The sequence below is a fragment of the Spirochaeta dissipatitropha genome (assembly GCF_054657935.1).
Genome location: NZ_BAAHXT010000016.1, coordinates 58,775 through 70,241, shown reverse-complemented (window position 1 = coordinate 70,241; position 11,467 = coordinate 58,775). Strand labels below are relative to the sequence as shown.

The 11,467-nt window shown below is 44.4% G+C and carries 18 protein-coding genes; 13 read left to right on the top strand and 5 right to left on the bottom strand.

Features of this window, described 5'->3' with window-relative positions:
• From ACYQ2L_RS15575 to ACYQ2L_RS15565, 3 genes are all read right to left on the bottom strand, one after another.
• Window positions 1-301, bottom strand: a 301-nt coding sequence (locus ACYQ2L_RS15575) for a Fic/DOC family N-terminal domain-containing protein (protein WP_460057640.1), incomplete at its 3' end; no start/stop codon positions are given.
• 236 nt (window positions 302-537) lie between these two features.
• Window positions 538-819, bottom strand: coding sequence for a helix-turn-helix domain-containing protein (locus ACYQ2L_RS15570; protein WP_460057638.1), 282 nt, complete (start codon window positions 817-819; stop codon window positions 538-540).
• Between the two features lie 31 nt (window positions 820-850).
• Window positions 851-1,051 carry a type II toxin-antitoxin system RelE/ParE family toxin gene (locus tag ACYQ2L_RS15565; RefSeq protein ID WP_460057642.1) on the bottom strand — a complete coding sequence of 67 codons (201 nt, stop codon included), beginning with the start codon at window positions 1,049-1,051 and terminating at the stop codon, window positions 851-853.
• Between the two features lie 991 nt (window positions 1,052-2,042).
• Between ACYQ2L_RS15565 and ACYQ2L_RS15560 the strand changes: the two genes are divergently transcribed.
• From ACYQ2L_RS15560 to ACYQ2L_RS15500, 13 genes are all read left to right on the top strand, one after another.
• Complete coding sequence (locus ACYQ2L_RS15560) at window positions 2,043-2,204, top strand: hypothetical protein (protein ID WP_460057636.1); 162 nt, start codon at window positions 2,043-2,045, stop codon at window positions 2,202-2,204.
• Entirely contained in the window at window positions 2,201-3,247 is a 1,047-nt protein-coding gene (locus tag ACYQ2L_RS15555) for a TraB/GumN family protein (RefSeq protein WP_460057634.1), read from the top strand. The genes ACYQ2L_RS15560 and ACYQ2L_RS15555 overlap by 4 nt, the downstream gene beginning before the upstream one ends.
• A 178-nt stretch (window positions 3,248-3,425) precedes the next feature.
• Window positions 3,426-3,557 carry a hypothetical protein gene (locus ACYQ2L_RS15550; RefSeq protein ID WP_460057632.1) on the top strand — a complete coding sequence of 44 codons (132 nt, stop codon included), beginning with the start codon at window positions 3,426-3,428 and terminating at the stop codon, window positions 3,555-3,557.
• Window positions 3,558-3,750: 193 nt separating this feature from the next.
• Window positions 3,751-3,936 carry a hypothetical protein gene (locus tag ACYQ2L_RS15545; RefSeq protein ID WP_460057630.1) on the top strand — a complete coding sequence of 62 codons (186 nt, stop codon included), beginning with the start codon at window positions 3,751-3,753 and terminating at the stop codon, window positions 3,934-3,936.
• An 87-nt stretch (window positions 3,937-4,023) separates the two neighbouring features.
• Window positions 4,024-4,389 (top strand): hypothetical protein, encoded by a 366-nt coding sequence (locus ACYQ2L_RS15540; RefSeq protein ID WP_460057628.1) that lies wholly within the window; start codon window positions 4,024-4,026, stop codon window positions 4,387-4,389.
• Window positions 4,386-4,592 carry a cysteine peptidase family C39 domain-containing protein gene (locus ACYQ2L_RS15535; protein WP_460057625.1) on the top strand — a complete coding sequence of 69 codons (207 nt, stop codon included), beginning with the start codon at window positions 4,386-4,388 and terminating at the stop codon, window positions 4,590-4,592. The genes ACYQ2L_RS15540 and ACYQ2L_RS15535 overlap by 4 nt, the downstream gene beginning before the upstream one ends.
• Window positions 4,593-4,624: 32 nt before the next feature.
• A complete protein-coding gene (locus ACYQ2L_RS15530) occupies window positions 4,625-5,104 on the top strand; it encodes a 6TM ABC transporter family protein (protein WP_460057623.1) in 480 nt (159 codons plus the stop codon).
• 72 nt (window positions 5,105-5,176) lie between these two features.
• Window positions 5,177-5,365, top strand: coding sequence for a hypothetical protein (locus ACYQ2L_RS15525; RefSeq protein WP_460057619.1), 189 nt, complete (start codon window positions 5,177-5,179; stop codon window positions 5,363-5,365).
• A 702-nt stretch (window positions 5,366-6,067) separates the two neighbouring features.
• Window positions 6,068-6,493, top strand: coding sequence for a cysteine peptidase family C39 domain-containing protein (locus ACYQ2L_RS15520; protein WP_460057617.1), 426 nt, complete (start codon window positions 6,068-6,070; stop codon window positions 6,491-6,493).
• 69 nt (window positions 6,494-6,562) lie between these two features.
• Window positions 6,563-8,056: a peptidase domain-containing ABC transporter gene (locus tag ACYQ2L_RS15515; RefSeq protein WP_460057615.1), complete on the top strand. Its 1,494-nt coding sequence runs from the start codon at window positions 6,563-6,565 to the stop codon at window positions 8,054-8,056.
• Window positions 8,014-8,211 (top strand): hypothetical protein, encoded by a 198-nt coding sequence (locus ACYQ2L_RS15510; protein ID WP_460057613.1) that lies wholly within the window; start codon window positions 8,014-8,016, stop codon window positions 8,209-8,211. The genes ACYQ2L_RS15515 and ACYQ2L_RS15510 overlap by 43 nt, the downstream gene beginning before the upstream one ends.
• A complete protein-coding gene (locus ACYQ2L_RS15505; protein WP_460057611.1) occupies window positions 8,208-9,356 on the top strand; it encodes a beta-barrel domain-containing protein in 1,149 nt (382 codons plus the stop codon). The genes ACYQ2L_RS15510 and ACYQ2L_RS15505 overlap by 4 nt, the downstream gene beginning before the upstream one ends.
• Window positions 9,353-10,795 carry a TolC family protein gene (locus ACYQ2L_RS15500; RefSeq protein ID WP_460057608.1) on the top strand — a complete coding sequence of 481 codons (1,443 nt, stop codon included), beginning with the start codon at window positions 9,353-9,355 and terminating at the stop codon, window positions 10,793-10,795. The genes ACYQ2L_RS15505 and ACYQ2L_RS15500 overlap by 4 nt, the downstream gene beginning before the upstream one ends.
• A gap of 3 nt (window positions 10,796-10,798) precedes the next feature.
• Here ACYQ2L_RS15500 and ACYQ2L_RS15495 read toward each other — a convergent pair whose 3' ends face one another.
• On the bottom strand, window positions 10,799-11,134 hold the full coding sequence (locus ACYQ2L_RS15495) for a type II toxin-antitoxin system RelE/ParE family toxin (RefSeq protein WP_460057605.1): 336 nt from the start codon (window positions 11,132-11,134) through the stop codon (window positions 10,799-10,801).
• Window positions 11,131-11,409, bottom strand: coding sequence for a type II toxin-antitoxin system Phd/YefM family antitoxin (locus tag ACYQ2L_RS15490; protein ID WP_460057603.1), 279 nt, complete (start codon window positions 11,407-11,409; stop codon window positions 11,131-11,133). Before ACYQ2L_RS15490 ends, ACYQ2L_RS15495 begins: the two co-directional genes overlap by 4 nt.
• Window positions 11,410-11,467 lie beyond the last annotated feature (58 nt).

Sequence of the window (11,467 nt, the reverse complement as noted above, 5' to 3'; positions counted from 1 at the left end):
ACCGCAGGGCTTCTCGAGTCGCAACATCTGCCAAGGATTCGTGCCGGAAATGTCGAAAGAGCTTGTCAGTGGTTGTGATGATATTTTCTATTTCTGAGCTATCTTTGGCTTCAAGAATTGGTAGTATATTGATTAACAAACCTTGATCAGGTAACAGTTCACCCGCTTGTTTCAACTCGGCCAAAGCAGTGCGGGCAGAAATACAAGCCTTGAGCACTGCTCTGGTTTCCAACTCAACACCCCGAGGAGGAAGCAAGGGGAGATGGTTGTATGGCTTATTTGGTGCCCAGGTTGTGTTCATTATCCACCCATATTTCGACAGGTACCTGTCTTATTCCGAGTATATGTCGACAGCATCGACACGTCAATCTTGTCATGTTTAAATTTTTACTATTTTTCGACATGAGAAAAAGCAATGAACCACTGTTTACATATTCCCTTTGAATGCCTTGATCAATTGCCTTGATCAGCGGCGTGACCGTTCACCTCGCGCTGACATCGTTGAGCTTCGCTCAATTGGTTTTTAAACCCAATGAATTAAATCGCCAAGTTATGCTGAGAGAATTTTAAATCTAAATTCAGGGCATTGCAGACTTTCAAGAATGTAATAATATTACAATTTCTTCCGTTTTCAATTTTTGATAGTTGTTGTTGTGTAACATGAGCTTTTTGGGCAACTTCCAATTGAGACAATCCAGATTTTTCTCTTGCTTCCTGTATTCTCAACGAAATTTCTGCAAGTTTCTTTTCTTCAAAATATTCTGCTTTGAAGTCAGCATCTTTTATGGATTCTTCCAAATGAGTTTTAAAAGTTTTCATCATATTCCTCCTGAAGAGATTTCTTGATAAATCAGTGTGTCAAAACAATAAAATCTTCGAAACAAAAAAAGTATAAAATCCTGACTTGGCTCCCGGATAATTTTACCCGTAACTCATGAATTTCATTTCGCAATAAATCCGCATAAGGCCTTGGAAGAATTGGGCCATTTTCTTCCAGAATTGAAATCCAACTCATAATTTTGGCTCTGTTCTTCAATTTCTGCGAATCAATGAATTGGAAAACCTCTGAGCTGCCGTCTTTATCTTCGTAATAAACGATTTTCCATTCCTTATCCAGGATACATCATAAATGGTGTATGGTCAATCTCAAGGATTTCTGTGTAAGCGTGTCGCATTCTTGAACGCCTATATTCAAGAACATGGTTTAAGTTAGTGAGAAGGAAATGATGGAAGTTGATGGGGGTGGGGCCAGAAGGAGATTCCTACTGAGACATATTCTATCTCAGATAGTATAAGTACAAATAATGGCGGTTTAATGTTTAAGTCGTCAGCAGAAACAAGATCGTGTGAATATGCTAGTTGGACTATCGCAATTTACAGGATTATCATTCTCCTTGGATTTTATTGGTTTCTCACATGCCTGTATTAGAACTGAATTACGAGAAAGGTGAAAGGTGACTCACGATGGTATCCTTGTAGTATTGAGAAACCATTGCAGATGCTTGTTCAAGTAAACGAGAATTCGCATATACACTAAGCGCTTCTATACCCATGAGAAGTTCTATTAGATTCCCCCGTCCTGGACTGCCTCTGGTGCCCTGCGCATACCACAGCCGATGAACGGAAAGCGCGGCTTCCGCCGTAGAAAGAAGTCAGATCGAGTTATTTTAATAAATTTCAGCAATTTCCTTGAAGTCGAGAAATAGATGCGCTATATAAAAGGAAGGTTTGAATAATACAGTCATAAATATTGACCTCAACTTTATGGGAGGGAAATAGTTCTTGTAATGAACTTGTAGGGTAATATTTTCCTGGAGAAAAAAGTATGAACATGGCTACGCTATTAAAAATAGAAATACATGGTGGATAACAGATGAACAATCAAAGTAATAATTCAATTACAATCTTTGGTATAACTATTCAAAGGCAGTTGCTTCTCTATGGTTTTTTTGTAGGCGTAATTATAGGTGGCGTGGCTTCATTTATAGTGCTTTTATCACTCTAATGCTTTCTAAGCTTATTATTTTATATGGAGTATGTTTATGTTTTCATTAAAAGATAGGGATGAAGAGTATGAATTAATTCTGGAAAATTGGGAGCCCATTGTAAAATTATTTTTATATTTACTTGTAGTTACAGTTGCCTGGAATATTGGAACACCAATTGGCACTCTCATTGGTAGGTTGTTTGTTCTTTTCCTATGAATAAATGTTTTTCTTTGAGGTGCATGATTTGCACCTCAAAACACAATGCTTGGATTTCAATGAGATTTTTTTTAAGCCTGATGCTATTATCGTATATATGCTCATGCACGAATGATGACAACATAACTCAAATATCTCCCAGATACGTATATCTGAATAGGGACAACATAACAGTGATACTGTTTCCGACCTTCCATTTGTTGACTGAAGATGAGTATGTAGCATTGAATAATCTTCCGCAGAATATTTTTGATCATATTAATTCATCTGATGTTATTTTTCTTGAAAGCAAATCACATTTAACTTCTGATGGTGAGGATGTAATTGGAGCAGATTTATTCCAGGAGCTCATTCTTCCGGATGATGATGGGCGAATGACAGTAAATGACTATATTTCTTTATGGGATGAGAGCAGACAAGAAGCGTTTGTATCCTCAATGTTAAGTTTCCCGAGAATAAATTCTTCATTTAGGCAGATGATCCTTGCCTCAAGACCCTGGGTTTTTCCTACCCTGTTTCTACCTGTAATAATTACTGAACTTGCTGGAGACCGTTTCAAAAAAAATCATTCCGTTGAAGAATTTCTCGTTGAATATGCAACTGCAAAAGATATAAAGATTCTCGCTCTTGAGGATCCGCTTAATCCATTTTTAGTTATGGATCAGGCACAGCAAGAAGAAATTGTTGTTGAAATGGAGAAATTCTTTTCTAATAAATATTCAAGCAACCAGTTGGTAGAAGCATACTTACATAGTATTGATGTGTTGAAACAGTCCTGGATGAGAGGAGAAATAGCGTCAAGAGAAGAGTATTTTGCCCTGGGAATTATGCTTGGATTGATCGAGACTGAAGAAGACTATAGTTTATCTGACTATCAAATTGCACTAAGAGAAACAAGAGAATCTGAATGGATTAAAGTGTTGATGGATTATATAGATGATCTGGATTCTTGTAAAATTTTTGTCGCAGTCGGAAACAGCCATTTAACAGATTTTTTTATAAGCTTGTTTATCGAAAACGGTTTTCTTTATACCAATATATAAAGAAGGCTGGATGAAACGCACAGATTTGATGATAGGAGACAATTTCAATGCTGGATAGATAAGTCGGTGTGCGAGGTAACTGACGATTGAAGACCGTTCCTCCAGGTGCAATGAGAAGTATTTTTTCCAAGTCGTTGTAAAACTAGCCAGTCTGAAGGACTCAAGCTGGAGGATACTGGTGGTTTTTGAAATCCTAAAATCTGGATTCGGCTTGAGTGACAAAAGGCTCTATGACCACTTCATGTTTGATCTGAAATTCCGCTATGCTGTAGATGGTGGAAGCTGGGAAGATGTTGCTCATATCGCTTAGTGTATCGCTTCTTGCTGGTGCTACTGTGACGGGCGTTGCAAAATCAGCAGTCAAGTCAGCTCCTGTGCCTAAAGCAGCTGTTGCTCTTGGGATCACTGATAGTAGTTTTTTGACAGTGAGTGTAGTTGCTGGGGCAATATATCACTTTCTGTTGCAGCAATTGCGCAAAAAACAAAGGTTGGGATGACGAAGAATGACACTATCTGATCAGAAGAATCAGATAGGTAGTGATTTAAGGAATTTGTCTAATCAAACAGGTAGAGCAGCAGGTTACTCTGCATTAGCTTCTCCTGTAGTACCAGTGCTTGGTAAGGCTGCTGTAGTACTTGGGGCAGTTAGCTTTGTGACTGGAGATATTGCCAATAAAATGGGTCATTAATCCATTTTAGGTTTTATCTATTGTAAACTCTCGGGGAACTCTGTGAATATTCCTCGAGAGTTAATTCTATTAATTGGAGATATTATAATGAATAAATTTTCTAGATACTTCCCGATGGCGACATTAATGGTTTTTCTTTCTTTTAATGATGGACGAATTCCATTGGAAAAAGTAACGATTTTAGCTTGTATTATAGTAATAGTGTTCGAGGCTATTCTTTTAATGCTAAATACGAATAGAACAGATGATCTTGGAAAAAATAGGAAATATTTAACTATCCGTTTATTGTTGACTGTACTCAATGTAATACCAATATTATCTGTGTTTACGTCAAAAGAATATGATTATTTTTATTTTGTATATCGTTATTATTATGCTGCAATGTCGTTTGGAATTATGTGTTTTTTGCCATATGTAATATCTGAATTTCAAAAAAATCAAAATGAAGAATGAAGATAATTTATCAGGTTGATTCTTCCGATTGTGGGCCAGCATGTGTTGCAATGGTTGCTGCGCATTTTGGTAAGCGTGTATCGCTTACCAAAATGCGATATCTGGCTGGTACAGATCGTAGAGGCACAAATCTTAATGGAATTGTTGCAGCTGCCGAGGCCGTTGATCTGGATGTTTGCTCACACGCTTTCTACCGGTTCTAAAACCTCACGCTGGAACAATCGCCAACACCATTGTGGCAAGTATTGTTCTGACCATTCTTGGAATCGCCGGAGCCATGTACTTCCGCTTTCTGGTTGATGACATCCTGTTCTCGGAAAGTCGACTGACCCTGCATGTAATCAGCCTTGGTGTGGTACTCATAACCCTCATGCAGGTATTACTTGATGCAGTGCGGCAGCATATGCTCTTGAGTTTCAGCATGAAGGTAGATGCTGTTATTACCCTTATCTCTGATTTCTGTTCAGAAAACCAGGAGCTAGTTGGGGCTGCCCCCGGCATCCGTATGGATAATGTCATATATATGTACACCATGGCTGATTCCTATTGCACACATGCCGGGGTCGGCGAGCTCCGGAGTCCGGCTATCGCCTCCCGTCCCGAACGGAGTTCCCCCGTCCTGGACCGCCTTCGGCGCCCTGCGCATGCCTCAGCCGAAGAACGGAAAGTGCGATTTTCAGCCGTAGGAAGAAGCCAGATCGAATTATCTGAATAAATTTCTGCAATATTCTTGAAGTCGCGAAATAGATGCGCTATATAAGGGAGAAGGTTTGAATAATACGAACAGATGTTACTCACACATCAGCTGCCGGAATCATTTCACAAGGGGCAGCAGGAGAAAGGTGTAATCAAGGGTCTGGTGATAAAAAAATGTGTGGCTAAAGCTACTGTTTTTGCAGTTGCTGCAACCCCCCTTGCTGGTACAGGGGCTGCAATTGATAGCCAGATTGCAAAAAGAGTAATCGGAGGACGATAATTTTTCGATTGTTTGTATCGCTCGACTGACTGGCGAGCGATACATATCATATTTTTTTAAGTTCTGTTTAAAAACAACTTAGCAAACTTAGCTTGTGCGAAGAGGAAACTGTGAAATTTGTACCGGTTTTTTCTTACAACAGTAATTTTGCATTTGTTTAATGTAAACAGATAGAAAGTTGAAATGATCATTAAAATATGTGGAGGAAAAGATGTTGAACCGTCTTATAGTTTTTAGGAAAAGAATGATTAAATATTTATTTCTAGTGATAAATGGTGTCCCTACGGCACTTTTTTGTTTTCTTATTTTTTCATGGGGTGTGACTAAGAATTCAGGCAGTTGGGTTGTCATTGCACTGTATAGTATAGGTGCTTTTTTATTTATTGGACCTTTTTCAGTAATCCTATTCAGGAAAGTCGTTTTCAATGATAGCAAATAATGGGTGCCTCTCAAGATCATTCTGTAAACTGGTGTGGGTACCATTTGTAGTAGAAATTAAATATTCCTTTTTAAGGAAAAAGATTGATGAAATTTAGTATTTTTACTACATATATTTGTCTTTTTTATTTGCTTTTTATTCCCATAGATAGAGGTTTTTTACTGGGCTTTTGATTGGGGCTCCCATTGGAGCAAGAGTATATGATATATTTCTGTGAGTAGGTGAACATTGTATTGTGTTGTAAGTGAATCAATATTACTAAAATGAAACTAACTACCCAATTCGACGGCTCTGACTGCGGGCCTGCCTGCATTGCGATGATCGCCAACCACTTTGGTCGGCAGGTCTCCATGACGCAGATGCTGGAGCGGGCAGGGACAGACAGGAACAGCACCAACCTCAAGGGCCTCATTCAGGCAGCCGCAACGGTGGATCTGAATGCACAGGCAGTTAAGGGTGAAGCTGGCAGTCTTACTCCTGAGGTGCCGGTTCCCTGCATTGCCCATGTCACCAAGGAACAGCAGTATCACTTTGTTGTCGTATATAAAATCAGCAAGGATACCGTCTGGGTAGCTGATCCCGATCCAACTGTCGGCAAGACTACTTATACCCACGAAGAGTTCTATCAGATCTGGACCGGGTACCTGGTGCTGCTGAGCAGGGGCGAGAACTTCCGCCGGAAGGTTTAGAGTCCCGGACTCTTTCACCGCTTTCTACCGGTTCTAAAACCTCACACCGGAACAATCGCCAACACCATTGTGGCAAGTATAGTTCTTACCATCCTCGGAATTACCGGGGCCATGTACTTCCGTTTTCTGGTAGATGATATCCTGTTCTCGGAAAGCCGGCTGACCCTGCATGTAATCAGCCTTGGTGTGGTACTCATAACCCTCATGCAGGTACTGCTAAATGCAGTGCGGCAGCATATGCTCTTGAGTTTCAGCATGAAGGTAGATGCTGCTATTACCCTTGGTTTTCTGCGGCATCTTTTACACCTGCCCCTGTCCTTCTTTGATTCACGGAAAGTCGGAGAAATCTTAAGTCGACTCGGGGATACCATGAAGATCCGCGAAGCCCTGTCCTCGGCTACCTTTTCGGTGTTCTTTGATACACTTATGGTTCTGGTCATCGGGACGGTGCTTGCTGTTCAGAACCTTAGGCTTTTCCTGATTGCCCTGGCCTTTGTTCCCTTGTCCGGCATAATTGTCTGGGGTTTCGCCCGGCCGTTCAGACGAAAATACACCGAGATACTCAGCAGTCAGGCCGAGAGTCAGGCTTTGCTGGTGGAGACGGTTAGCGGCATGGCCACTGTGAAAGGCAATGCAGCCGAGGAATCTGGCTTTACAAAGATAGAGAAACGCATTATGCAGGCCTACTGGCCCCAGTACCGAACCGGCATTATGCAGAACGTACAGGGAATTATGGTAGGGTTGATTGACGGCTGGGGCGGGAACATCCTGTTCTGGATCGGCAGCGTACTTATTCTGAACGGACAGGTGTCCCTGGGGCAGCTTATTTCTTTCAACGCACTGCTGGGGTACTTTCTGGGACCGCTGCAGAACCTCATTAACCTGCAGCCAAGTCTGCAGGAGGCTTTTGTAGCTGCCCGCCGTGTCGGGGAGATTCTTGATCTTGAAACCGAACAGCGGGAACAGGAACTGTTGAAACCCGAGCGGATTATTGGCCCGATCAGTTTTTCACATGTTGATTTTCGCTACGGCAGCAAGAAGCTGGTGCTTGAAGACATCAGTTTCAATGTCGAGGCCCGGGAATCTGTGGGCATTGTCGGCCCGAGCGGGAGCGGGAAATCATCGTTGATCAAGCTGCTCATGAAATTCTATGACCCGGAGCAGGGCAGCATTCACATCGGTGGACAGGATCTTCGGGATATCGACAGTACCTGGCTGCGACAGAAAATCGGCTATGTCAGTCAGGATGTGTTTCTTTTTCACGGCACCGTGCGGGACAATATTGCGCTTGGTAAGCCCGAAGCCAGCTATGAAGAAATTGTTGCTGCTGCACAGAAAGCCCAGGCCCATGAGTTTATCAGCAATCTTCCCAATCGCTACGATACCGAACTGGCAGAACAGGGATCAAGCCTTTCAGGAGGTGAGCGGCAGCGGCTGGCTATTGCGCGGCCCTGCTGGGAGACCCGGATATTATTGTGTTCGATGAAGCCACCAGTAATCTGGATACCTACAGTGAGGCAATGTTGCAGGAGACAATCTGGAAGCTTCGCGATGAGGGAGTGACGGTCTTCATTGTAGCTCATCGACTGACAACGGTCACCCGCTGTGATCAGATTCTGGTGCTGGAATCCGGCAGGATCATCGAGACCGGGAATCATGCAGAGCTGGTAGAGAAGGGCGGTACCTACGCGCAGCTCTGGAAGAGGCATATCGGATGAGTTTTCAAAGCATACCCATTGAGGATCTGAAATATTCACAGGTGTTTTTCTCACTCAAGGTACCCAGGGGCGGAATCATTTTTCTATACCTTATAGTACTCTTGTTGATCAGTGGCTGCATCTATGCAGTATTCGGCTCTATTGACGAATGGGCCAGGGGAACTGCCCTGTTGCGTCCCGAGCATGAGGTCAGCATTGTCAGAAATGAGACCCCCGGGCGCATCGCAGCGCGCCAGGCGTCACACGGTGACCTGGTGACTGCCGGAGAGGTTCTGTGGACGGTAGATACCGGTGCTGCCCAGGCCGAGATTGAAAGCCTGGAAGCTGAACTCAGACGACTGCGGAATGATCGATCCGAACTGTCGGTACTGGTTGAAAGCCTGACCGTCGGTGAGAATCTCATACCTGAGTCCCTTCCGCATGCCCGGATGCAGCTGGAACTCCTGCAGCTGGAGAAGCGACGGCGTGAGCTTCAGCTGCTTGCTGCCCGGCGGGCCTATGAACGTGAGGATCAGGCACCATCCAGTCTGCGTAGGGCTGACCGTGTAGAGGAGCTTCTGCGAAGTTATGAGTTGCTTGAAATCGAGACCAAACAGTTCATTCCCCGTGAACTGGTATCGAGACAGGAACAGCTCCGATCACTGGAAGGCCGGATCTCCGAGATAGAGCAGACTCTGCTCGCCTCACGGCGAAGACTCTCGGCCGCATCGGTGCTTGCTCCCATCAGCGGTACTCTGGAATTTGTCCGTGATTTTGTTATTGGAGAATATGTCTCGACTGGAGAGGAACTGGCCAGAATTGTGCCTGAGCAAGCCGATCGCTTTCGGCTGGTAATAGAAATTCCTGAGCGTGAAGCCAGTGAGCTGGTAGTCGGACAGGAGCTGGTACTTCGCTTTTCCGGTTTTCCGGTGGCTGAGTACGGATCCGTCCGTGGACGGCTGAGTTATATACCCCAGGATGCCGAGGGAGGAGCAGATGGTTCTCCGGTGTACCGGGTCCGTGGAGAGCTTGAACACACCACTATATATGACAAGGATGGACAGAGTTTTCCCCTGAGACCGGGAATGACCGCTGAGGCCAGGGTAATTACCCGTCAGACACCCATCTACCGCTTCCTGCTGCGGAAACTGGATTTCCTTTTATGATTGCCAGAAAGTCGTACCGTGTTCTATACCTGTGTCTGCTCTGCATGCTGCTATTTCCAGGCATCGCCCACACACTGGAGAGCCAGCTGCATGAGGTTCTGCTGCATTCATCTCTGGGCAGGGAGGCAGAGATCAGCTACCGCATGGAAGATCTGGATGCAGGAATGCAGCGACAGTCTGTGTTTCCGGTTCTGTATCTGGCCGCTCCTGCGGCCTATCGTATTGCATTGCCGCCTGAAGGCAGGCATGCCGGTCAGGCACAGCTGGGAGTCCGCGGTCAGCTGCCTTATGGCCTGAGCGCAGATCTCAGCTGGAATCACTCACTGGAATATCTGCACGATGTGGAAGATCCTGCGGGAGAGCCGCAGAATGGCTTCCTGCAGACCCTCGCGGCACAGCTGGATATACAGGTTCCCCTGTACTTCAGTCCCAAGCCATATATAAGCTCGTCAATCGCAGCCGGTATGAATGAACAAGCAGGGTTGCGACTGGAAATCGCCCGCAATCAACTGCTGCAGGCTTACCTGCAGGACTGGTTTGATCTGTATCGAAGAGCGCAGTCACTTACCCTTCTTTCACTGCATATCCAGGCGGCACGCGAACGGGTGGAGGCCTATGAACTGCTGGTCAGCTCAGGCGATGCCGCTCTGCATGAACTCTGGCAGGCCGAGCGGAACCTGAATGCCAGGGAACTTGAGCATCTGCAGGCGGATATTGAGCGTGAACGACTCAGGAGCCGGTTTTTCTCCCGCTATGGAGTCCAGTTTCCTGAACAGGCGCTCATGCCGACCGGGAATATCCAGTGGCAGCACTATGCAGTGCAGCCATTGCTGTCAAGCGAGCTGCAGCTGGTACAACTACAGGCAGAAGCTGCCTGGCTTGAGTACCGGAATGAGCGCAGTTCCTCTGCACCTCGAATCAATCTATCTCTCAACCTGAATGGCCCGACGCCCACAGAAGCCGGTCCCTTCGGGGAATCCATACGCAATAATTTTACCGATCGCAATGACTGGAATCCCGGGCTCTCACTCGGTCTGTCTCTGTCTACCGATGATTTTCGCACAGCCACGGTCCGGAGCAAACGCCATGAACTCAGCATGCAGGGCTTGAATCTGCAGCAACAGCGTCGGATAGACGAGCTGCATGCACAAATCCAGCAATCAGAACGCCTACATGAACAGTATCTGCGTATCTATGAGCGGGAACAGCAGGCCCTTACGCACATGCAGTCCTATGTCGATGACATGCATCGCCGGCACGATAGCGGCGAAATCGACCTCTTACAGCTCAATGAAATCCTCCTGCAGCATGCCGAAATGCAGGGCTCAGCTCAACAAACCCTGTCACGCCTCAGGGAAGTCGAATTGCATCTGCAGCTTTTGTCAGGGAGGGGTAGTGCAGGGAACTCTGGATATGAAGCCGTTTCTCGATTTTGGTGAAAGCTATGTTAACTTTCCGTCTATTATTTTTTTATACAGTATTTCCTGAACATCTCTTCTACCATCAATTATAGAAATTATCTGAAGAGTTTTATCATTCAATTTATAAAATATACGCCATGGGTACTCAATCAGTTCTCTTATTTCATTTACACCTATGGACATTAATTCGGGTACAACTCTCCCCGTTTCGGGAAATTGTAGTAAAGCATCAATTTTTTCCTTCAACTTCTTATAAACGGAATAAGCTTTATCCGGACCGTGTTTTTCTTGCTGCCATGATACGATTTCCAGGATATCGTCTCTGGCATCTAATGAATAGATGATTTTATGCTTCATTCATTTCCCAATAACTGCTGAATATCATTATCAAGCTCTTCTGATGTAACCACCCTTCCATTTTTGATATCATTTTCACCAATAGAAATAACTTTCATCAAATTAATGGCATCTATTATTTTCTGGTACGAAGCTACATCAAGCAAAACTGCCTTGGCTTCACCATTTTGTGTAATAATAATTGGATTTCCTTGTTCTTCAACTTGTTTAATCATTTCCGCAGTATGTGATTTCACATAAGAAATTGGTCGGATGTCTTTTGTCAAATTGAGCATAGTATTCCCCTTACAGAAAGGGTAATGCGAAAACGCAGTAAGGTCAATATTTGGTACA